This window comes from Mesorhizobium sp. B2-3-6 (assembly GCF_006442305.1).
GTDB lineage: Bacteria > Pseudomonadota > Alphaproteobacteria > Rhizobiales > Rhizobiaceae > Mesorhizobium.
The window spans coordinates 1-22,919 of the sequence record NZ_VFVW01000006.1 but is presented as its reverse complement, the minus strand read 5'-3'; the positions used below and the strand labels follow the sequence as shown (position 1 = coordinate 22,919).

The following is a 22,919-nucleotide window of genomic DNA, read 5'->3' as shown; positions in this document are numbered from 1 at the left end:
CTCAATTGGGCTCTCCCTGGTCACCGCCGACAAGCTTGTCGACCGCCTTTTCCAGCACGGCGCCGGAGTTGCCGGCGCGCTTCGAAAACAGGCCGGCGATGCCGTTCGGCATGAACAGCACCACCAGCACGATGGCCGCGCCCAATATGGCGATATAGAAGGCGGTGTCGCCCCAATACATCCAGATCAGCCGGTTGACGACGAACAGCCCCACGCCGCCCAGTGCCGGCCCCCACAGGCTGCCCAGCCCGCCCAGCAGCACCATGACCACCATCTGGTCGGTGATGTCGCCGCCGAAGACGCTCTTCGGATTGATAAAGGTGACCCAGTAGGCGAAGATCGCGCCGAACACGGAGGCGGTGACGGCGCTGAGCACAAAGGTCTGCAGCTTGACCAGCGAAGTGTTGATGCCCATTGCCTCGGCCGCCAGTTCGTGGTCGCGCAGCGCCTTGACCTTCAGCCCAAAACGTGAGCGCTCGAACAGCGCCCAGGTGATTAGGTAGGTCAGCGCCGCTGCGGCGAACATGGCGAAGTAGAAGAAGCGCTCATCGAGAAACGGCGGCAGTCCAATTCCGCCGATGCCGCCGGTGAAGTCCATCACCGAGGCGAACTGGATAAGCACCTCGGCGAAGGCCCAGGTGGCTATGGCGAAATAAGCGCCACGCAGGCGCAGCGTCGGCGCTCCGATTATGATGGCAAACAGCGCTGTCACAACCATACCGGCGGGGACGGTGGCGAAGAAGGGCCAGGCGAGCTTGTCGCCCATCAGCAGCGCGGTGACGTAGGCGCCGAGCCCGAAAAAGGCCGAATGGCCGAAATTGATGTAGCCGGCATAGCCGCCAAGTATGTTCCAAGAGCAGGCCAGCCCCGCCCACATCAGTGCGCCGGTGGCGATACGCAGCCAATAGTTGTTGACCAGCATCGGCAGCAGCGCCAACACGCCGATCACCGCGATCAGCAGGAGGACGCCGGCCCAGCGTGGGTTCATGTCCGGTCTCACAAGCCGTGCCGCAGGATCCCGCGCGGGGATACGAGCAGGACGAGGAACAGCGTGGCGAATATCGCCAACAGTGAATAGCTCGACCCGACATAGGTCGCAACGAAGGCTTCGATGACGCCGAGCAGCAGCGCGGCGACAAGGGCACCGCCGACGGAGCCTAAGCCGGCAAGCACAGCCACGAAGAATGCGAACAGCGTATAGCGCAGGCCGACCTCCGGATTGACTGAAAAAATTGCACCCATCAACACACCGGCCATGGCAGTGATGCCTGCATAGAGTCCGTAAACATTGGCGCTTAGGCGGCGGATGTCGACGCCCATCAGCGCCGCGTTCTGCCGGTTTTCGGCCGTCGCTCGGATCGCCAATCCATAGCGGGTGCGGTAGAGGAATATGAACAGTCCGCTGGCGATGGCGACCGCGAACACCGCCGCCGCCACGCGGATCAGCGGCACCGTCAACGGGCCGACGGCGAGGCTCTCGCCGCTCAAGGCCGTCGGAACGCTGTGGGTATTGAAGCCCCACGCGGTCAGCATGCCGCCGCGCAGCAGCGTGAACAATCCGAAGGTCAGCGCCAGCGCCATCAATTCCGGCCGCGCCGTGCGGCTGTTGCGGACATTGTAGAGGATCGGCCCGATCAGATAGCCGATGGCGCCGAACAGCACGAAGGCGACCGGGATCGCAAGGAATCCGTCGACGCCCAGTCCAGCGGCCATGTAGTAGCCGAGATAGCCACCCAGTACGACCCAGCCGCCCACGGCGAAATCGATGACGTGCAGCACGCCGAAAGCGAGCTGGAATCCGATCGTAAAGGTGGCGATGACGCCGCCGATCAGAAGGCCGTTCAGCAAGGTCTGTAGGAAAAGATCCAAGGTGCAAACCGTCCCTCAGTAGGCAAGCGAAAGAGCGGGAATGCCATGGCGAGGCGAGCGCGCTCAACGGCATGGTCCGTCATTTTCCGCGCACGCGCAACCGTGGTTCCGCCTGGCAGAGTGATGGCGACGAGGCCGCCCACACCCTGTCCAAAACCGCCTATTTCCAGGCCGGCAGCGGGTAGGTGAGGTCTGCTGCCGCGGCTTCCTTCGGCCCCACCGCCACGGTCTTGCCACCCTGAATCTGGATCAGCACCGGCACCGGCTGGACGTTGTCGTGGTAGTGGTTGCCTTCCTTCTCGAACTTGATCGGCCCATAGAAGGTCTGGATGTCGGTGGCGGCTATCGCGTCCTTCAGAGCCACCCTGTCTTCGGGCGTGAGCGCCGGCTTCTTGCCAAGCCGCTTGACGGCATCGCCGAAAACGAGTCCGCTGGCCGCGCAGGCCGCTTCGGTATAGTCGGGCTCGTGTCCAGACTTCTTTTGCGCCATCTCGGCAAACTGCCTTGCGGTGCCGAAGACGTCGTCCTTGTACGGCACCGATGGCAGCCACACGGAGACGCCGCAGGTGCCGTCGGCGTCAGCGGCAAGCGCCTGGGCAAAGGCCGGGTCGGTGACGCCATAGTGCATTATCAGCGCCTTGGGCCGGAAGTTGAGCGACTTCGAGGTCTTGACGACGTTGATCAGCGGCTCCTCATGGCCGCCGACGGCGACGATGTCGGGGTTGAGCGCTGCGATCTTGGAGATGACCGGGGTCAGGTCGCCCGAGGCCGGTACCAATTCGTAGGCGACGAGTTCCAGTCCGGCTTCCTTGGCCCCGTCGCGAAAACCTTCGCCGGTTTCCTTCGAGAAGGGCTCGTTGACACCAATCACTGCAATCGTCTTGGCCGCTGGGTTGGACAGTTTCGCCAGTACGGCCAGCGACTTGCCTGCGGTGGTGTCGACGGCCGGGATGATGCCGAAGTTGAATTCCGGCTTGGCCTTCCAGACGTTTGGCGATTCCGCGGAGCCGGAAATCATTGGCACCTGGTACTTCTGGCAGATCGGCTGCACGGCGATGGTCGAGCCGCTGGTGTAGGGGCCGAACAGCACATCAACCTCGTTCTGCACGATCAGGCGCTCGGCGGCATCGGCTCCCGTCGCCGGGTTGCTCTGGTCGTCACCGTAGAACATGTCGACCTTGAAACGCTGGCCGGCGACCTCGACGCCGCCCTTGGCGTTTATGGCCTCTGCCCAGAGATCGTAACCGCGCTTGGTCAGGTTGCCACCGAGTATGTTCTCGCCCGACAGCGAGGTGATGACACCGGCCTTGAAGGTCGCCACCTGCGCGCGTGCCGTTCGCACGAACGGTATCCCCAACGTGCCGGCCGCCAAGGCGACGGCGCTGCCGCCGAGGAACCGGCGGCGAGAAACTTTGCTTTTGATGGACATCATTCAACTCCCTTTGTCCGACTGTCAGATTGGAAACCGATGATGTTCTTGTTCATACCACAAGACGCGGTTGTGCGGCCAGGAAGATTGCCTCACGAGGCGGCTTTGGGTCCGAGCGGTCTTCGCTGGATCGAAAAGACGGAGAGCTTTGCGGGAGCTACAGGAGGGTTGAGGATGAGAAGGACGGTTCACACCGAGCAAACGGGGTGGCGCCCAGGCTGAAGGAACGGGCTGGCACGACAGGCCGAGGTTCTCGTAGAGCGTGACGCTCCCGGCGCTGCTGGAAACGGCGGTCGCCGAATGGTCGATGCCAAGACAAGTTTCGCCGTCTGATCGATCGCCCGCTTGAACTTCAGCACCTTGTCCGGCGCGCTGAAAGACAGAAACAACACGCCCAACAGGCAGCGCACAGGGAACGTGGCGAGGATAGCGGGCGTCGGATGCTTTCTTCGGGCTCCGGCTGAAGTGCGCGCTCGGCGCGCTCCCGACTCAGTCTTACATTGGAGCGTTGGATTGGTTCGCAAGCCGCGATCACATTCATGTTCCTGCGCGTTACCGCATTGTAATGGCGCCAGCCGGACCTTTTGGTCCGCGGTTGCGTTTCATGGGAGCCGGCTGACCTGGCAGTGGCGATAATTTTAGTTCCAGGCGAGCTTCTTTTCGAATGAGTTCTCCATGTCCGATCACAAGCCTCTGGCGCGGCAGAAAGCCATCGTAACGGGGGCTAATTCAGGCATCGGCGAGAGCGTTGCCGTTGCGCTTGGCCGGGCGGGCGCCGACGTGGTGGTGAACTATGTCGAAAACGAGAACGCCGCGAACGCCGTCGTGGACCAGATCCATCGGGCCGGCAGCAAGGCGATCGCCCACATGGCCGATGTCTCGATGGAAGACCAGGTTCGAGACATGTTCGAGCGCACGATGCGCGAGTTCGGCACCATCGACATCCTTGTCGCCAATGCCGGCCTGCAACGCGACTCGGCGTTTGCTGACATGCCTTTGGCGACCTGGACTAACGTTCTCGGCGTCAATCTGACCGGCCAGTTCCTTTGCGCCCAGGCTGCGACACGCGAGTTCCTGCGGCGCGGCGTGGTGCCGTCCGTCTCGTGCGCGGCCGGCAAGATCATCTGCATGAGTTCGGTGCACCAGGAAATCCCGTGGGCAGGCCATGCGAACTACGCCACCTCCAAGGGCGGCATCAAGCTGCTCATGGAAAGCATGGCGCAGGAGCTGGCCCCCAGACGCATCCGCGTCAACGCCATCGCGCCCGGTGCGATACGCACGCCCATCAATACCTCCGCCTGGGATACGCCCGAAGCGCTCAAGGGCCTGCTGACGCTGATTCCGTATGGGCGGATCGGCCTGCCGGAAGACATCGCGCGGGCAGCCGTCTGGCTGGCGTCCGACGATTCCGACTACGTTGTCGGTACCACGCTTTTCGTCGATGGCGGCATGACGCTCTTTCCTGGCTTTTCGACCAACGGCTGATCGGAATGGACGGCGGTCGGCGATGCGAGCTTCTTCCCTCGATCGCGGTGGTCAATCCCACACTGACAATCATCGCCAACGCGCGTCGTGTGGCGGATAGGAGCGGCTTACATGACGGCGACATTTTCATGTGACCTGAACGGACTGGCGACGGAACTGCCGCATTTCTGGGAACACACGATCGGCAGTGGGCACGCCACGCTCGGCCTGCGCGCAGACTGGCAGGCGCAACTGAAGCGGACGCATGATGAGCTCGGCATGCGCTATGTCCGCTTCCACGGCATATTGTGCGACGAGATGGGCACGCTGATCGGCGAGGGCAACACATTGTTCTATTCGTTCTTCAACGCCGATCTCATCTTCGATTATCTGCGCTCGATCGGTATGAGGCCGTTCGTCGAATTGAGCTTCATGCCCGTCGCCCTGGCGTCCGGCGACAAGACCGCCTTTCACTACCGCGCCAATGTCACGCCGCCGAAGGACTACGCGCAATGGGCGGTGCTAATCCGCAAACTGGTGAGCCACTGGGTGGGCCGCTACGGCCTGGACGAGGTGCGCCAATGGTTCTTCGAGGTCTGGAACGAGCCGAACCTGACCGCCTTCGGCAGCGGCAAGCAAAGCGACTATTTCGAGCTTTATCGCTATACCGCCGAAGCCATCAAAGGCGTCGATAAGCTGTTGCGGGTCGGCGGTCCGGCGACGGCCGATAACGCGTGGATCGAGGATTTCCTGAATTTCTGCCGGACCGGCGACCTGCCCGCCGATTTCGTCAGCACGCACCATTACCCGACGGACGATTTCGGCCAACCAGGCGACGACACCGAAGCGCAGCTCGCCGCCAGCAAACGCAGCGCCCTGCGCGACGAGGCGCGAGGCGCGCGCAAGCAAGCGGGCGACGTGCCCCTCTATTATACCGAATGGTGCACCTCCTCGAACCCGCGCGATCCCTTGCATGACGACCCTTATGCCGCCGCGTTCATCGTCAAGACCGTTCTGGAAGCGAACGGACTGGTTGAGGGATACAGCTACTGGACCTTCTCCGATATTTTCGAGGAGAATTATTTTCCCTCGCTGCCCTTCCAGGGCGGGTTCGGACTGTTGAACATCCACGGCATCGCCAAGCCGGCCTATCGTGCCTTTCAATTGCTGCATGGCGCTGGCACCGAGATGCTGCCGGTCGAGGGCGCTCACGAGACGGTCGACGCCTGGTTCGTCCGCGGCGACGGCGCGTCTACGCTGATACTGACGAATTTCGCCCTGCCGCGCCATCCGATCAAGACCGAGGAGGTGTTGTTCACGCTGAAAGCCGCGTCGACTGCGACCACGGCTTGCGTGCAACGCATCGACGCCGAGCACGCCAACGCCAAGCGCCGCTGGGAAGAAATGGGCAAACCCGAATATCTCGACGCGCCGACCGTGGATAGACTCAAACATCTTTCGGAGCTTCGCAGCGAGCCGGTCGCGAGCAAGAGCGAGGCCGGTAGCTTGGTCCTCAAAATTGCGCTGCCGCCGCTATCGGTCGCCGCCATTCGTCTGGCGAACACGTAAAGCCGAGGCCCGCTTTCGGAGACGTACGCTAGGCCGGCCGCTTCACGACGCTGACCACTTCTCTGGCTTGCATGAATTCAGGACGGCGTCTCGCGCACGCTGACCGTCCTCGGTATGGTTTGGCTTGCCATTCAAATCCATTGCCAGGTTGGCGTGGCAGCAAATATGCACGCCCCGTTCGGGTTCGGGCTGAACGGGGATTTTCGTAACGTGATAGCCTTGTCGTCGGAAACTTGTGGGGATTGGCGCCTTTAGGTCGCCAGAATCGCGATAGCTGTGGCATCGCTCGTGACCGCCTGGGGTCGACATCTGGCGCGCCTTGCCAGGTGGTTTGAATCGGACCGCCCAAACCCGACCAAAGTCTGATTCCGAAGCGCAAAGGTCTGAAGCGTGAAACAACGCAGGCGAGGTCACATTAGTAAGGCGACCGCCGATCACCAGTCCCTTCATCGCCGGTCGATTGAGTACCCGCTTCATGTGGCGGGTACTAATATGGTGGCTTGGCCGGCAGCCTGGTACATGATTTGTGTTCGCAGCGGTTTTGGTGAGTGTTCCTTGTTTTCGGCAAGCCGTTGTAGCCCAAACGACAGGCTCGATGGTGATCATGCTGCCCGTCCATACAATCGGCCCCGCTCTGAATGGCTGACTGCCAAGCGACATGGCTGACGAAGAACGGCTGGTCCTTAAGATCCTACAGGCCGGCACCCAAGAATTCCGCCGGCGTCGGCATTGAAGTGACCCATCAAATGTGCCTAGATTGGACAAACATCGCTGGGGAGGAATGGCGATGATGGCCACGCAAACAGATACCACTCGAATGCTGGTCGAGGCTGCGCGGTTGAGTGTTCGGCGTACCGGACTGGAGATTGACGAACTTCACCGGAGCCTGAGCTTTTCCCGGAAGGCCGTCGAAGCCTCGCGCCAACTCTTGAAGCGCCTTCATGAGCAGCAGAAAGATCGCCAGCCGGGATCGTGCTCCGAATTTATCGGGCAGGCGGCAAAGGCACCGAGCGACATCTCCGCATTTGATTGCGACATTCTGCGCGAAGTGTTCAAAAAACTGGTTTTGGAAACCAAAGTGCCGGAAGACAAATGGCGCGATCTGGCTACAAGCCTGATCGTGGAATTTACCGACCGCAAACAGATCGAACCCGCCTTGATAAACTGGATCATCCGCAAGTAGGCACTGCCGCCGTGGAGGGTTGCCAGCCCCCTCTCTCGTCGCGAAAAGTTGTTCGGCGAATCTCGCTGGCTGAACTTCAGGTCCTGCTTCGTCACTGCGTGCCCCTTAACGCCGGCCTTGCCGATCTCAGGCACCCGCATGAAGGAACTGCTTCTCGACCGCCCTAGTATCGCGCTCGCCTTCTGGTGGAACACGCTTCAGGATGAAGGGCTGTTGCGCGAACGCATTATCGATGAGGGAAGGCGCGACGCCTTTTCGCGCATTGGATTTCTGATATATGAAATTTTCGTGCGCATGCGGGCTTTCGGCGACATTGTTGACGAGAATTTTGAATTCCCGATTACCCAAGTGGATCTGGCGGACGCGACAGGCCTCACACCTGTTCACGCCCGATATACCGAGACCTGCGCCCGCAAGGACAAAGACAGGGATAACCGAGAGGCCATCGTCAAAGCTCCCCACAAGACGAACAATTGGGATCATGGTGCGGTCTATGTGACGGCGACGCAATCGGCGTTGAGTCGGAGCAAGGCGTGGAATAGGCAACGCCAGGGCAAATGAACGCGTCGGCCAAGACATGAAGCAGAGATCGACGATCTGCGGCGCAAGGGGCTCGTCATTGGCATAGCAGCCTAGCGGTTATGCTTTCATCCGCTAGGAAAGCGCGCGGAGCGCAGCGGCATTCTTGACTTCCGGCGAACGTCGGCAAGTTCGTCAAGCAACCGCTATATGATCCCTGCCGAAGCATGGAACGATTTCGAGCTGGCGATGTTGGACCCTCGCACTGTTCCCATTCAGTGCTGTGTTCCCGCTGATTGCCCGCCGCCGAAAGGTGGCGGGCTTTTTTAGCATCGTGGAACATACCTCCACCTTCGCAGTTTATAGCGTTCCGATTGCTGCGTGTGGGGAAATCATGAAGCGAGACTTTGCAGACCTGTGCGCTTGGGCGAGCGCACGGGGCGTTACAATCTACCAGCGTTCAAAGACAGTATGGATCGCGGCTGGCGGCTATCGAGGTCGCGATTTGGAAGTTAAGGGGCGGTCGCCAGCTATTGCCCTCGCACTATGGATTGAGGCTACCCGGTACCGAGGCTCGATGTATGGCTGTTCTTAGCAAACAATTTGCTCGCACCCGTGCCGAGCCAAGGTGGCCGGCGCCCTTGTTGCGGGGGCGGGTGGGATAAGCCTGCCAGCCGCGCGGTGCAGCCTGGACCCTACAGCATGCCCACTACACGGGCAGGAGGGCACCTACCCCACCATCCGAAGCGGCATGTCATGACGGGAAATGATGCGTTCGAGTTCGCCTTCGTCCTCGATGCCGGCCTGAAACAGCGCCATCAGCTCACATGCTGCGTCGTTGGCCATGGCGGAATCCAAACTGCACCGTCTCTCTGAACAATACTGGATAAGAACCCGCTGCAGCAGTTCGAGATCGGTTGGATAAATGGCGATGTCTGCTGGATGATGCATGCGCATGCTGTGGTCCTCCGCAAGCCGATGCCTTTGTTCAGCAGCTTAAGGGGAGCCGCTGAGCACCCCCATCGCATCCTGCTCCTGCGCCGTCATTTAACTATGATATGCCCGCCCTGGATCTGCCGCCACCAGCCACGTCGCGGCTCTGTTTCCCGATCTTGTTCGTCGGTGGTCAACTAGTGCTCCCGAGGCATCGATCCCGCGCCGCAGGGAACACTTCCGCCAAGTCGAAGTTCGGCTTCCACAACGGAGAACCAATATGGCGGCCACTCGAAATTCAAACGACAATCGCATGCCAGAAAAGATGCTGCTCGGTACGGTGGAGATATCGCGCAAGCAAGCGGAGGATGAAGTCAGGGCACGACGCAGGTACAAAATGGCGAGGCGGGCTCGGGAATCAAGGCGAGGCCCGGCCATGCCTCGCATGGTTCTTGACGGACGCCACTAGCAGACCGCGGTTGCAGCCGCCTGGATCGACCTCTCTATCTAAGAGATGTGGCACCCTCGGCACCCGCGACCCGGCAGATCGGCACGACCTTTCACTTGGCAATATTCAATTCCCCAACTGCGATGCCGAACCTCCGAGCACCATAGGTTTCAGGGGATGCGCATGCCGCCGTGGGGCGTGCCAGGGTAGAGGTTGGTAGCCGCGGGGACGAACTGGGCTCGCGTTGCGGAACCGGGGTTCGTGTTCCCGAGACGACATGCTGAGTGCAAGTTCCGGGGATGCTGCCGACTTTCTCGGCCCCCCAGAAGGCGAAGACCGCAGCCTTCGCGTGGTTCCTGCTGTCGGATGCTGCTGCAGATGTGACCGGCAGGCAATACGTGGTCGATGGCGAGTTAACGATGCTGTAAACCGCGATCGCCGTTGGAGCTCTGGTAGCGTGGGCTGATCGACGGGCGGCGAGAACCGTGCCTACGCTGCCCGTTCAGATCCGAGCACTTCCGTTGCCGACTTGCCGAAATCGATCATGTGATGCTCGTTGGCATGAGGGGCACTCAGATGGGCTGTTGATGAGGCAAACCGACCCGATCCGATCAGGTCCGCGCGGGTCGTCGCAGACGAGCGGAAACTGTTCCCTCGTTAAGCATGCAGCTGGCGCTCTCTTCCGAGCTTGCAGAACTACTGCCAGGCGAGCGGTCGGCAACTGCCTGCATCATCATCAACTCAGTTCGAGCAACCTACACCTTCCCTCAGACCCCGCCGCTGTCTCCGCGATTATAGGCTTCGCGAACTGGCACATCGTCCGCCGACCTCAGATTGACGCACGGCCCTTTCGCTGCAAAGATATTAAGCATTTGTTTACCAAGCATCAGCAAGCGCTGACGATCGGAGGGGGTGTGGAATCGTTTCTGGGTACGAACCGCCTTAATTGGGATGATCGGGCCGAACTGCATTCGACTGACACAACGGGCAGCTACCAGATCGAAAACGTGCTGGCAGGGGGATCCAATCTCTATGAGCTTGAGACGAGCGAGCTCGGTAATATTGTCGGCAAGGATATCATCCATCTACAATGTCACATTGGGCTCGACACGATCAGCTTGAAAAATCTCGGCGCGCGCAGCGTGACCGGCCTCGACTTTTCACCGACTGCCATCGCCGCTGCGCGGGATTTCGCTTCCAAGGCAGGCACTGATGTGCGCTTCGTGGAAGCGCCGCTATTCGAGGCAGTCGAAGCGCTTGGCCGGACCTTTGACGTCGCTTACGTGACTTGGGGTTCGGTAAACTGGCTCGACGACGTGGGCCGGTGGGCGCGAGTGGTTGCCGATCTCCTGCGACCCGGCGGTCGGCTCTATATGGCTGAGGGCCATCCGTTAATGTTCCAGTGTGATCGCAAGGCCGCGGCACTCGAGTTGAAGCACGACTGGCGAACACCCATAGCTCAGCCGCTCGCCTGGAACGAGGAACTTACCTATACCGGCGACGACCGGCGCTTGAAGCATCCTCGCTACTATGAGTGGATTCATCCCATCAGCGATGTCGTGAACGCCCTGATTTCAGCTGGGCTCACGCTCGATTTTCTGAATGAGCATGACACGGTTTCGTGGCAGCACTTTTCATTTGCGGTGAGGGCCGGCAAGAATATGTACGGCTTGCCAAAGAACTCTCCCAGGATTCCGATGGCCTATTCCATCGGCGCGACGAAGCGGAGCGTCGGTATGATCCCATATCTCGCTGCTCCTAAATCCATGTGACGGTATGATCCCGCTTAAACGACTGTCGCCTGCGATCAGGATTCTTTCCGAGCACAGGGCTCTTGCTACGACGCGCAGTCGAAGGCACCCGCCTGCCGAGCACCGGCTGGTCGGGCTTTCGACGGCGATCTGGTTTGCTAGGCGAACGCCCTCAGCTTGAGCGTAGCCGTTTCTAAATCTTGCGTATAGGCCAGCCGCGCCGTGTAGCGCGGCTTGTAAGGGGTTGGCAGCAGCCCAGGTTCGTGCCGTTTGTAGCCGTTTCGCCTGTCTTCTCTGATTGCGGTCAGGGCAGGTGACGAAGTCGCTTGTCGACGATTCCCATCAATATCAGTGTTGTCATCGGTGTCGTCGGCAGCGTGAAAACGTCGAGGGGACCGGCGTCGACCCGAGATGACATCACCGTCGGAAGTGCAAAGTTTTCAGAAGTGTGAAGTCTAAAATTAAGCAATCAACGCTAGTATTGTAGCACGAGTCCATCCGAACACCGGAACCACACAGGGAGTTCGACCCCATTGCCCCTTTTCGGCGCTAGGTTCGGCGGGATGAAGGATGCCGTTTTTTCTTCGGTGAATATTCCGGCCGCCATGGCGGTCTTGGTTATTGCCATCAGCGCAGCGTATGCGGACCATCAAAACAAAATCGTTTCGGACCAAGCCGCCCGCGCGGATGTCCTGGTCAAGGTAAATCTAATTCGCGCCAAGCTAGAAGGTAACATCAGCGGAAACCTCCAACTTGTGCATGGACTGGTCGCGACGGTCGTGACGGAACCCTATATGGGACAGCAACGCTTTGCTTCTCTCGCGAGAAACCTGTTCAGCGAAAACTCACAATTGAACAACATTGCCGGCGCGCCCGATCTGGTCGTTTCCTTGTTGTATCCGCTGAAGGGCAACGAGAAGGCGATGGGCCTCGACTACCGCAAGGATGATTGGCAACGCAAGGCCGCGCTAAGGGCGCGAGACGAGCGCAAGTTGATTCTTGCCGGCCCCGTCGACCTGAAGCAAGGAGGCCAGGGCTTCATCGGCCGTTTTCCGGTTTTCGTGTCGAGTGCGGGCAACAGTGAAAGATTTTGGGGCATCATATCCGCGGTCGTCGATGTGCAGCGCCTTTACAAGGCGAGCGGCCTGTTTGACGATGATCTCGGGATTGATATCGCGCTCATAGGGAAAGATGCCCTTGGCCCAAGCGGAGTTCAATTTTTTGGCTCTGCAGACATCCGCAAAAGCAATCCGGTGACGGCCGAAGTTCTGCTTCCGTCCGGTTCGTGGCAGATCGCAGCCGTCCCCAAAAACGGCTGGCCTTCGACCCCCAGCAACGCTTGGCTCTTGCGTACCATCATGGCCGCGGCCGGGGCGCTGATCCTGATCCCATTCCTGGTAGCAGGTCGGCTGCTTAGTGAAAGGCAGCGCAATTATACGGAACTGCGTCGATTGTCCCGACGCCTAGAACTTGCTCTGGAGGCGTCAGCCATTGGCGTTTGGGAACATGATCTCGCGACCAATGACCTGTCGTGGGATGATCGCGTGAACGAAATATATGGCAAGCCCAGCGATGGAGGTCCTCGCGGCTATTCGGATTGGGCGGGCGCAATTCACCCCCTGGATCTGGCCCGCGCCAACGCAGATTTCAACAGTGCTGTGGCCAGCGGCGGAACATATTCGTCGGAGTACCGGATTGTCCGTCCAGGTGGTGAAATTCGTTACGTCCGATCCAAGGCCACCATATACCAAGCCCCAAACGAGACGCCCAAGATGATTGGCGCGGAATGGGATGTAACGGCCGACGTCCTGCTCAACAGCGACCTGGTTCGCGCAAAACAGCTGTCGGAGACGAAAAATGCAGAACTCGAGTCTGCCAAGGCGCGCATAGAGCATATCGCACTTCACGACTCTCTGACGGGTTTGCCCAACCGTCGTTACCTCGACCAGGTACTGAAAGACTTCGTAGCAAAAGCTAGGCGAGACTGCGGTCATGTGGGCCTGCTTCACATCGACCTCGATCGGTTCAAGCACATCAATGATACACTTGGCCACGCCGCGGGTGACGCGATGCTGGTTCACGCATCTACCGTGCTGCGATCCAAGGTAGGGGAGGGCGGCTTCGTCGCTCGTATTGGCGGCGACGAATTCGTGGTCCTGTGCACTGTGCAGCATACTAAGCAACTGGGGCTGCTGGCTGACGACATCATCAGCAAGATGAGCGAACCTGTTTACTACCACGGCCACCGCTGCCGCTTTGGTGCTAGCGTGGGGATTGCAGTCGAGAACGACAATGACATCGAAGGCAAGCATCTGCTGGTGAATGCCGACATCGCGCTTTACCAGGCAAAGACGCGTGGGCGCAACCGATATGATTTCTTCACCGAGGTGATGCAAAGCGAGATCGTCGACACGAAGCGGATTGCCGACGAAGTTCTCGGCGGCCTGGAGCGCAATGAGTTCATAGCCTTCTACCAGCCTCAATTTAATGCAAAAACCCTCGAAATCGTCGGCGTCGAGGCGCTTGCGCGATGGAGACACCCAAAGCGGGGAATTTTAGCGCCGGATGCCTTCCTAAGGATTGCCGACGAGTTAAATGTCGTCTCGATGATCGATCGATCCATACTGAATCAATCACTTTCAGATTTTGCAAAGTGGTCCAATGCAAATCTCCATATACCACGGGTATCGGTCAACGTTTCCGCGCGACGTCTTCATGACGAAGAACTCATAAAGAGCTTAAGGAAATTAGATATCAAAAAGGGAACGGTTTCGTTCGAGCTTGTTGAGTCTATTTTCCTGGATGGCAGCGATGATTTGATTGCATGGAACGTCAATCAAATAAAGGAACTCGGCATCGATATAGAGATAGATGATTTCGGCACGGGCTATGCCTCTATAGTCAGCCTGCTCAAGCTACAGCCCCGCCGGTTGAAAATAGATCGGCAGCTGATCATTCCAATCGTCAAATCTCCGCAACGAAGGCAGGTTGTGTCGTCGATCATTGAGATCGGCAAGTCCCTGGGTATCGAGATTATAGCAGAAGGTGTCGAGACGATGCAGCACGCACGGATGCTTGGAGATTTGGGCTGCGACATACTGCAAGGCTATGCCTTCGGCCATGCGTTGGATTCCGAGGGACTACAACTCTTTGTTCGGTCTCGGCGCCTGCGCGCAGTCAGCTAAGTGTCAGACGCGGCCCGGGTTAAATCGGCGGGCGATATCCAACAATGCTGCGCCATAGCTTTAACCCTATCGACCAGTTTGCCGGCAATTGGGATCACCGGATCCAGCGCGGGTGGCGGTTTTCCTCAGTGGACCCACGACAGGCTGAACAGGGCCGGGCTGTGGCAATGCGGGCGTCCACCCGCGTCTATAAAAGAGCTTCTGGCATCTCCAGACGGGGACGCTGGGCCCTTTTCAATGCCTTTCCCGATATCCGCCAGCAAATTGCCGAAAACCCGGAACTCTAGCCGCATCCGAGTGTGCGGGTTCGCGCCACCCCGCTTGCGCCGTGATGTAATCGGCGTCGACCAGATTGCAGGGCTCCTCAGTTTGCGTAGGCGGCAGCCTTTCGCCTCTTTTGCAACGAGCAGGTTCTGGCGGTCATTGCTTCTGATCCGACAATAATCCGCGTAGTTCGATAGTTAATCCGCGGGCATCGATGGCACGCCGTCCATGTTCTGGCGTCAGGTCGGGTGATGCGCGGCGATAGAGCTTCGTGTTGGCCGCGCTACTTCTCATCGGGGGATGCCTTCGCTGCCAGCGAGCGCGGCTCCTTCGGCCATTCCCAATCAGTTCCAGGAGTATGTCCTTGCCGTTCTCCAAACGGATTCCAGACGGCCAGGACGCGCGGTCAAACGGCCTCCTACCTCGCCCTTTATTCACGCCGCTTCATTGAGCTTTGGGCTTAATCAGGTCGCGAAAAACATCAAACCAGAAAAGAAAATCGGCCGTCCGCCCAGCGAAATGTGCTTCCATGGCGCAGTAGACCACTGCCGTTGCCGCGTCTGGGCCATAGAGTTCCCGGGCCGCACTTGCAGCAGCAACTAGGTCGGCGGTATCCGAAAGCATTAGGTCGCGAGTTGCGTCGATCCTTGAAGTCATTTGGTAGTTCTGTGGCGGTGATGCGTCTCGTCAAGAAGGGCGGCCCAAATTCGTCAATACAATCCGCCCGCTTGCTCCGGCCGGCGGTTTTTTTTGCCTGGCGAAACCAAACCAGCGCTGCCACGTTCGGCCGTAGGAGGTTTCGATGGAAGATGACGGCAGCGAACGCGAAGACGAGGGCATGCGGCTTCTTGCTCGGCGGCTGGCTAAAGAAGTCGGCATCTCGGAACGCCAGGCGCGTGACCTGATCAAGCTCATCGGCCCCGATTGGAATTCATTGCTGCGGGAGGCGAGGTTTTTGAGAGACCGCAACTAGGGACGTCAGGTGTTCAAGCAATACGCGGTTCGCGGCCAGAAATCGCCGGTATGCCGACGCGAGCAAATCGCCAGGCGTGCTGTTCTCACTGACCCGGCCTTAGCACCTCCTGCAGGTCGGAGCCGAAGGCTGAAAAAGGCGGTTCTTTCGCTGGAGTGAAAAATTGAATGTGTGGCAGCCATGGCAAGTTATTTTCCGCGAAACGGGATTAGCGGAACCTAAGATCTCCCCGCAGCTTGTTGCGGAATGGACGATCGAACCAAGCCTGAAAAGGTGGTGCCTCCGCCGCCGCCCGGATGGCAGAACGGCAGGGGCATTTTGATAGCGGTCTCAGCGGTTGTGGTTGGGGCTTGCGCGCTGTTCATCTGGTGGTTGTTTTCTCGATGAGCACGCGTGGAACCAACTTCCTTCACAAATGGATATCAAGCAACGTCCCGGAAACAGTCGGGGCGGATGTCACCTCGGTTGCCCAACTCACCCAGAAGCTTTTTTCGGATGCGAAAGCGGCTGGCATCAGCAGCACAGAAATCGAGGAAGATACCGTCAGTTTGTACAACGCAATCCTCGACGCAATAGTACCCCATGAGGCCGGCATGGCGGATTGAGGGGAACGTCCGAATCTCTCCGCCTCATCGCCTGATCAGCCGTCCTTGCCGCTCGCGGTTCAAGCACCTGTGACCGGGCTTCTCATGCCAAAAGAGAGCTGCCGCAGGCCGCGCATGGCCACCTCCCGCCGCAGGTCAGGTGAACAAATGGTCCTCTTCGCGGCCATGTTCCCGGGACTTGGCGGGCCGAGACCGGACAGCTTTGGCGCCCGCGCAATTTTTCTGCCTCAAGCGTGTCGCGATTAATCGGCCTCATATCCGGCCGCTTTGAAGAAGTTTCTGCATTCGGCTGGCTCGAACAGGTGGCAGATATCGCCGAGAGCCTCGCAAAGCGTGTCGAAGGTTCTGGCCGCCTTCTTTCGCAGGTGCGCCTTGAGTTTTGAGTAGGCCATCTCGATCGGGTTGAGGTCGGGCGAGTATGGCGGCCAGGAACAGGAGCCAGGCGCCCCTTTGGGCGCTACTGCATGTCTCCACCTCCACGACCCTGTGAGAAGGATTGAATCTCCTCGAGGTCAATCCTGCCATCGCCGTTCTCGTCGACGGCGTCAAATATCCGCCCGATCACATCCTGGATCTCGCTGTGCGAAAGGGCTCCATCGCCGTCGGCGTCCATTATCGCAAACATTATTTGCATACGGGCAAAGTACATCATGCGGGGCCCCATGCGATCAGCCTTTCGAGATATCCTGCCCGCCTCGCGAGGCCCTTGTGCGATGTCCCGGTGCCAACCTTTGCGGTGCGGAGGTCCTCCTTCGGGACCGCCATCTCCCTGCAGCTTTTCCTGCAACATCTCGTCTATCATCTGGCGCATCATTTCACGCGTCTGGTCGTCGATATGTCCGGTGGGGCCGGGGGGCGGCGTGGATCCAGACTGCTGCGTTGGCAGCTTAAGGTCCGGTGTCCCGCTCGTCTGGGCCATCGCCGGCAAGCTCAACAAAACCAAAGCAGCGGCAAACTGCCGCCGGCCCGCATTGCGCTTTCATCGGCTTCTCCTTCCTTGGATGGTTGTGCCAAACTTCGGCGTTCACGGCCAAACTTGCTCCTCAAACTTTGGTTCCGATTCGCACGCTCGGCTAGCAGCCGAGCCGGATGCGTCGGTCCTTTCCGACTGACGGTCCGCGACGTTCAGGTCGGGCAGCGGGAGCACCTTCGCTTGCGTCTGGAAAGCGGTCGTCGATGGCATCCGTTCAAGAAGAGCGGCTCCGTGCCGAACGGCCCCGAGCTCTAACTGCCGACCGAAAAAGCGCCGGTCAGGAAGAGGGCGAGCAGTCCTGGAGCAGACATCGCCGAGAGACGGGCAGGACATCGAACGCGCATAGCCGGTGTGCAGCCTCTCCAGCGATCTATGGTAGTCGCGCCACCACGGGCCGATATTGACGGTCGGGAGATTGGCTAACCCACTCTGCGACGTCCATCGTAAGGTGTCCTTCCATGCGGGCGTGTTTGCGTGCACGATGTCGAGACAGCGTTTGGCGGCTTCGCCGAAGAAGCTCACATCGGAAATCCCTGCGACATACTCCGAGTAGCCAATCGCGCTGCCGTGGTGTGCCGATGCCCTTCGGCAGTTCCATGGCCACGGCCCGAAGCCGGACTTCGGTCGAAGTGACGGAGAGATTTGTCGGCACTATGGTATCTAACCAAACCCGGTATGATTGCAGGCCCATGCTATTGGCCTGATACCAGGCCTCCTGGGTTGTCAGGCCAGGCAAAATGGATCCGGTGGTCTGTATGCGTACAGTCGCAATCGATCAGCCGGCCAGCTTGGAGCGTACCAATTCGCGATAGCAACGAAGATTACGTCCGTTAATTTCAAAGCCAGGGCTTCGCCAGCACTGGCTGCCGGCTGTGACGCTCAGCCTTTGTTGTCGAGCTCCTGCAAACCGTTTTGGATGGCTTCGATGAGCATCGCCGTAGAGTAGGGTTTCTGAACCCAGCCGAGTGGTCTTGCCGCTTCGGCTCGAAGCTTTACGTCGCGGTCAGCGTGCGCGGTTGCGAAGATGCACCGTATGCCGAAGTCCCGGTAGAGTTCCAACGCTGCGTCAATTCCGTCCCGCTTGCCAAGCAAGCGGATATCCATCAGGGCAATCGCAGGCTGAGCCGAGCGCGCAATTATGATCGCCTCCTCGGCTGTGCTGGCTATCCCAGCCAACACAAAACCGGCATCGCTAAGACTAGCCTCGACATCGAGGGCTATGAGGTAGTCGTCTTCGACGATCATGATGCATGGTTTGCCGGAAATTCTCGCTTCTGCTCCAATCCCATCATCTCTGGAGAAAACCAACTGAGGTCTGAATGGCTGGTTCGACTCCCCCGTTCGGCCTGTCTCAAACATTGCCGTTTTTAAGGTCAAAGCCGTTCTCCCCGGGAGCCTGAGAAAAAATCACGATGCAACGAGACGGATCTCGCTCAACTTCGAAAATCCCACCAATCTGTCGCGCCAACCCCTCAACCAACCGCAAACCTGACGAGGAAGGACGCACCGCCCTCAGATCGAAACCTGAACCTTCATCCTCTACCGTCAACACCTGCTTTTGACCGTGCTGCTTGATCCCAACCCGAATGATGCTTGCCTTGCCCGCAGATCCATGTTTGACGGCATTGACCAAAAGCTCATTGAGTATGAGCGCAAGCGGCATCGCGATATCGTTGGGCAACTGGATGGGATCGGCGTCGCAAATGAGTTGGACGTTCGCTGGAAACACCTGCTTTGTCGTTTCGCAAATGGCCCCGAGAAAAAGTGGCGCGCTGAAATTGGATGCGTCTGGGGTGTCGTAGAGAACACGTTGAGCCGCAGCCATGGTTGCCACTCGCTTGCTCGCCTCGTCGAGCGTCTTGCGAGCCTCCGAATTTTGACTGGTCCTGGCCGCTACCGAAAGCAAGGACTTCAACATCATCATGTTGTTCTTAACGCGATGGTTGAGTTCGTTAAGCAGGATCCGCTGTTGTGTCTCAGCTTGCTTGCGCTCGCTGACGTCGACCAGCATGTTGATGCCGCCGACAATTGCTCCAGCTGCATCCCGCATCGGCGTCGGATAGGGAATGAATGGAATCCGCGTGCCGTCCGGCCGCTCGGCAATCGCCTCAACTCCCCGGACCGGCCGCCCTTCACGAAGGGAAACAGCCATTGGACACTGGTCGTGAGGAAGTGGCGTTCCATCTGGCCAATAGAGCTTCCAGGTGACGCACCATTCATCACTGCCGATCACCGGCGTGCGGCCGGCGAGTTCGACCGCTGCCTCATTGAAATAGGTGATCTTGCCTTGCTCATCGGTCGTGTAGATTGCAGCAGGGATGGCCGCGAGAAGATCCTGAAGGTGACGTTCACTGTCGCGCACCTTTGCTTCCGCAATTTTCTGCGCAGTTATATCCCGGGCAATTTTGGAGGCGCCAACGATACGGCCCGCTGCGTCTCGGACAGGCGATATAGTCAGAGAAATGTCCACTAGCGACCCATCCTTGTGGCGCCGGACTGTTTCGAAATGATCGACAATTTCGCCCTTGCGTATTCGACCCAGGATGAGCGGCTCCTCTTGCAGCCGATCCGGAGGGATGATGATCGTGATCGGCTTGCCGAGCACTTCCGAGGCCGAATAGCCGAACAGGCGCTCAGCCCCGCGATTCCATGTCAAAATGATCCCATTCAAATCCTTGCTGACGATCGCGTCATGGGAAGACTCCACGATTGCTGCCAGCCTTTGAGCAGCAATTTCGCCCTTTATGCGTTCGATACCGAAACCGAGCTGACGAGCGATGGTCCGACCCGTTTCAATCTGCTGTTCCGAGTGCTCTTGAGGCTGGTCGAAGTAGGCCATGAATTTGCCCAGAAGCCGTCCACCTTGTGTGATCGGAATGAAGTAGACCGCACCAATGCCCTCAGTCTGGATCGCTTGTTTCAATTCTTCCGGCAAATCCGCTTGGTGTGCATCGTCAACACAGATCGGCTGCGGATCTTGGCTCTCCGCTGACCAAGGCGAGTGTCCTTCCACCGCTACGCGGTAAGTGTCGGACAGGCCACGCCAAGCCACAAACTTCATGCGCCCGTTTTTATCCAACAGCAATATCGAAGCACGCTGGCATTGGAGCGCACGTTGGATTGCATCGAGCGCCGGCGCATACACATCCTCTTGCGTGCGCGCATGCTGCAGCATTTCGGTGAATCGATGTATCGCACCCTGTTCCTCGGCACGTTTGGCAAGCGCCGCCTCAACCCGCTTGCGCTCGCTGATATCGTGCTGGACACGTACAGCGTATCGAAATGACCCGTCGCAGTCATGAACGCTCGACGAATTCACAACAGCCCAAAAAACTGATCCATTCTTGCGAACAAATCGCTTTTCAAGTGTGTAGCTGTCGATCTCGCCAGCCACTTGCCGTCGATACTGCTCGCGATCTGCTTCAGCATCGGCGGGAAAGGTGCGGTCAAAAATCGATCGTCCAATCAGCTCATCCTGCGTGTAGCCCAAAAGGTCACACAGATGGGAATTTACCCGCAGCAGTTGGCCTTCGGCGTTTGCTTCCACAATACCAGCGGCAGCGTTCTCATAGGTGATGGCAAGGCGCCGCTCCTGTTCGCGGATAAGCTCCTGCGCCTTGACCGTTTCAGTCACATCGATGGTGATGCAGCGGGTATTGAGGAAGCGGTCACCCAATGCGCGAACGTTGGAGGTTATCTCCACCCAGCGGGTCGAGCCATCTTTGGCACGCAGCCGGGCGCGGTGGTTTTTAAGTTCCTCCCGCCGGGACAGGCGGTCCAATATGTCTCCAATAGCAACCTGATCTGCGTGGAAATCGCGAATGTTGCGGCCTACATATTCGTCGGCCGTGAATCCCAACATTTGCAATTCCGCGCGATTGGCACGCAGGATGGTGCCATCTTTCCCGACGAAGTGAAGTGCGATGGCGGCATTCTCGAAGAAATCCTCAAACTCATTGGTGAGTATCGGATCGGGAACCTCCGAGAGAGAGGCTACCTCGTCGACTTGAGCAGGAAGAATCCCTTGCTTCATTTGGCACCCCGTCCCCACAAGCCCCTTCGAACGCTTGTGGGGATGAAAAGTTCCAAACTGACCGCTTTAATCGGCGCCAGACGCATCAGATCCCTTAGCCCAAGATGCATGAACACCGCGGATCGCGTGCTTGAGGGCCGCCCGGATAGGTTCAATTGCAGCAGAGGAGCCTGAAGAAAATCGCCTGCCGTGCGGCCGAAGCACTATCCGTTAGCACGATTGTGCACGGGCCGAGGTGGTTGAGGAGTGCGTCGGCAATTTGCCCGTTGGGGTCCTCCACCTGCCTCTCAAGCCGAGCGTGCCGTGCGCCATTGCTTGGGCCATCATTGCTGCTGGGAGGTGACGAAGCACGCGAGTAAAAGTCTCTATCGCGGCTCTTTGCGAAGGTTGAGATAAGTCGCGTCGAACTCGGCGGCTCGCACCAAGCGATCCCAGTTCGTGATGGTCACGACCTTACGCTGCCAGGTGATAAGGCCAGCACGGCGCAATGCCATAAGCGTCCGATTGAGATGGACAATCGACAGCCCCACCGTATCCGCCAGCATGCTTTGCGTGACAGGAAATTCGAATGACCATTCCCGGGTCAAGCCGACGACCTCCATACGCAGGAACATCTCGCAAATGATGTGCGCCAGGTGGGCCTCTGCGGACCGGCGCCCGAGGCACGCGATCCAAACCCTCTGAATGGCGGCATCCACCGCCAATACCGTTGTCAGCACGCGGAACAGATGCTGGTGGGTCTCAGTGATCCGATGCAGCGTATCATGCCCGATGAACGCCATGCGAGTTGGCGCCAAAGCAACGACGTTGTGGTCCATAACGTGCAACAGGAATGCATGCAGATCAACGAAGTCGCCTGGAATGTGGAGGGCCGTTATCTGACGCCTGCCGTCGGCGAAGGTGACATTTCTTCCCGTGATCCCCGAGACGATAACGCAGCTCTCCTTGGGTTCGGAGTGCTCCACGACGATTTCGTCGTCGACTTCGTAGTCACGCACGCGCCAGGGGCCGTCCTTAAGTACTGCCCGGTCTTGGGCCGTGAGATCGTCCCGTCGTTCCAGCACCTTGAACAACACGGAGAGATCGAAACCTGATCTGTTCGGCAGTATCGTCTCACCTGGCAAGGGGTTACCTCCTTAATATCGAGCGGGCTCAAAAGCTCAGGTCAGGTTGTATCGCGTGCCATACCTCGCCCCATCACTTGGAAGTAGTCACGTTCCGAGAATCGCCGAGTGTCGGACCATTAGGATGGTACGACTGTCCGCGGGTCGAAGGCGGCAAGCTAGCGATCCATTTCTTCGCGCGGACATCAGAGTGGTGTCACCGCGCGCTCGCCCGCGTGCTGCACACCACCACGCCAGCGAAGACGAGCTACATCTCCCCTCATGATCTCCACCTAAAGAACGTAAAGCTGCACGACGCCGAAGGTTCCGCCACACATGAAGAAGGCTTCATATCTGCCGTGGAACGACACCTTCACGCCAGCGCATCCGACCATCGTCGCCAAGTTCCGGCTTCGTCCAAAACTGTGGCCGCCCAAGATGTCGGATCAGCTTGCGGCAAAACCCTTCAAGCACGTTCGCGAGCTTGGCCCAAGAATGGGAACCCGCGTTGCAGTCGAAAGTTCTTGATGATGGCAAATCACCCGATCACGAGCGTGCTCACCTCAATTGGCACGTTGACCTCTCGGCCGGCAGCATTCCTGGTGCTGCTGGCTTACA

General features: G+C 58.8%; 17 protein-coding genes and 1 pseudogene. 8 read left to right on the top strand and 10 right to left on the bottom strand.

Annotation, left to right across the window (positions count from 1 at the left end):
- Position 1 precedes the first annotated feature (1 nt).
- The 3 genes from FJ953_RS18105 to FJ953_RS18095 all read right to left on the bottom strand — a co-directional run bounded on the left by FJ953_RS18105 (position 2) and on the right by FJ953_RS18095 (position 3,298).
- Positions 2 to 988 (bottom strand): branched-chain amino acid ABC transporter permease, encoded by a 987-nt coding sequence (locus FJ953_RS18105; RefSeq protein ID WP_140523360.1) that lies wholly within the window; start codon positions 986 to 988, stop codon positions 2 to 4.
- A gap of 8 nt (positions 989 to 996) precedes the next feature.
- On the bottom strand, positions 997 to 1,869 hold the full coding sequence (locus FJ953_RS18100) for a branched-chain amino acid ABC transporter permease (RefSeq protein WP_140499499.1): 873 nt from the start codon (positions 1,867 to 1,869) through the stop codon (positions 997 to 999).
- A gap of 160 nt (positions 1,870 to 2,029) precedes the next feature.
- On the bottom strand, positions 2,030 to 3,298 hold the full coding sequence (locus FJ953_RS18095) for an ABC transporter substrate-binding protein (RefSeq protein WP_210239474.1): 1,269 nt from the start codon (positions 3,296 to 3,298) through the stop codon (positions 2,030 to 2,032).
- Positions 3,299 to 3,973: 675 nt separating this feature from the next.
- On the opposite strand from FJ953_RS18095, the gene FJ953_RS18090 reads away from it, so the two are divergent.
- The 4 genes from FJ953_RS18090 (at position 3,974) to FJ953_RS18075 (ending at position 8,075) form a co-directional block, all read left to right on the top strand.
- Entirely contained in the window at positions 3,974 to 4,783 is an 810-nt protein-coding gene (locus FJ953_RS18090; RefSeq protein ID WP_140523363.1) for an SDR family oxidoreductase, read from the top strand.
- Between the two features lie 111 nt (positions 4,784 to 4,894).
- Complete coding sequence (locus FJ953_RS18085) at positions 4,895 to 6,331, top strand: glycosyl hydrolase (RefSeq protein ID WP_140499496.1); 1,437 nt, start codon at positions 4,895 to 4,897, stop codon at positions 6,329 to 6,331.
- 787 nt (positions 6,332 to 7,118) lie between these two features.
- Entirely contained in the window at positions 7,119 to 7,514 is a 396-nt protein-coding gene (locus tag FJ953_RS18080) for a hypothetical protein (RefSeq protein ID WP_140499494.1), read from the top strand.
- A gap of 138 nt (positions 7,515 to 7,652) precedes the next feature.
- Positions 7,653 to 8,075, top strand: a complete 423-nt coding sequence (locus tag FJ953_RS18075) for a hypothetical protein (RefSeq protein ID WP_140499492.1) — start codon at positions 7,653 to 7,655, stop codon at positions 8,073 to 8,075.
- Between the two features lie 687 nt (positions 8,076 to 8,762).
- Here the strand turns inward: FJ953_RS18075 and FJ953_RS18070 are convergent.
- Complete coding sequence (locus tag FJ953_RS18070) at positions 8,763 to 8,990, bottom strand: hypothetical protein (RefSeq protein ID WP_140499490.1); 228 nt, start codon at positions 8,988 to 8,990, stop codon at positions 8,763 to 8,765.
- A 1,296-nt stretch (positions 8,991 to 10,286) separates the two neighbouring features.
- Between FJ953_RS18070 and FJ953_RS18065 the strand changes: the two genes are divergently transcribed.
- Positions 10,287 to 11,186 (top strand): class I SAM-dependent methyltransferase, encoded by a 900-nt coding sequence (locus FJ953_RS18065; protein ID WP_224656190.1) that lies wholly within the window; start codon positions 10,287 to 10,289, stop codon positions 11,184 to 11,186.
- Between the two features lie 542 nt (positions 11,187 to 11,728).
- A complete protein-coding gene (locus FJ953_RS18060) occupies positions 11,729 to 14,350 on the top strand; it encodes an EAL domain-containing protein (RefSeq protein WP_224656188.1) in 2,622 nt (873 codons plus the stop codon).
- 708 nt (positions 14,351 to 15,058) lie between these two features.
- Here the strand turns inward: FJ953_RS18060 and FJ953_RS18055 are convergent.
- On the bottom strand, positions 15,059 to 15,271 hold the full coding sequence (locus FJ953_RS18055; protein ID WP_224646616.1) for a hypothetical protein: 213 nt from the start codon (positions 15,269 to 15,271) through the stop codon (positions 15,059 to 15,061).
- Positions 15,272 to 15,416: 145 nt separating this feature from the next.
- Here FJ953_RS18055 and FJ953_RS30535 point away from each other — a divergent pair, with 145 nt between their 5' ends.
- Positions 15,417 to 15,587: a hypothetical protein gene (locus FJ953_RS30535; RefSeq protein WP_181165432.1), complete on the top strand. Its 171-nt coding sequence runs from the start codon at positions 15,417 to 15,419 to the stop codon at positions 15,585 to 15,587.
- Between the two features lie 383 nt (positions 15,588 to 15,970).
- On the top strand, positions 15,971 to 16,192 hold the full coding sequence (locus FJ953_RS18050; protein ID WP_140523490.1) for a DUF768 domain-containing protein: 222 nt from the start codon (positions 15,971 to 15,973) through the stop codon (positions 16,190 to 16,192).
- 242 nt (positions 16,193 to 16,434) lie between these two features.
- Here FJ953_RS18050 and FJ953_RS18045 read toward each other — a convergent pair.
- The 5 genes and pseudogenes from FJ953_RS18045 to FJ953_RS18025 form a co-directional block, all read right to left on the bottom strand.
- Positions 16,435 to 16,633: pseudogene (locus FJ953_RS18045) on the bottom strand (transposase); the annotation flags it as partial.
- A 16-nt stretch (positions 16,634 to 16,649) separates the two neighbouring features.
- On the bottom strand, positions 16,650 to 17,111 hold the full coding sequence (locus tag FJ953_RS18040) for an EF-hand domain-containing protein (protein WP_140523369.1): 462 nt from the start codon (positions 17,109 to 17,111) through the stop codon (positions 16,650 to 16,652).
- Positions 17,112 to 18,044: 933 nt separating this feature from the next.
- A complete protein-coding gene (locus FJ953_RS18035) occupies positions 18,045 to 18,410 on the bottom strand; it encodes a response regulator (protein ID WP_210239475.1) in 366 nt (121 codons plus the stop codon).
- A gap of 106 nt (positions 18,411 to 18,516) precedes the next feature.
- The gene (locus FJ953_RS18030; protein ID WP_140523372.1) at positions 18,517 to 21,198 is read right to left on the bottom strand and encodes a PAS domain S-box protein; all 2,682 of its coding nucleotides are present in this window, start codon (positions 21,196 to 21,198) and stop codon (positions 18,517 to 18,519) included.
- Between the two features lie 365 nt (positions 21,199 to 21,563).
- On the bottom strand, positions 21,564 to 22,322 hold the full coding sequence (locus FJ953_RS18025) for a Crp/Fnr family transcriptional regulator (protein ID WP_224656184.1): 759 nt from the start codon (positions 22,320 to 22,322) through the stop codon (positions 21,564 to 21,566).
- Between the last annotated feature and the right edge of the window lie 597 nt (positions 22,323 to 22,919).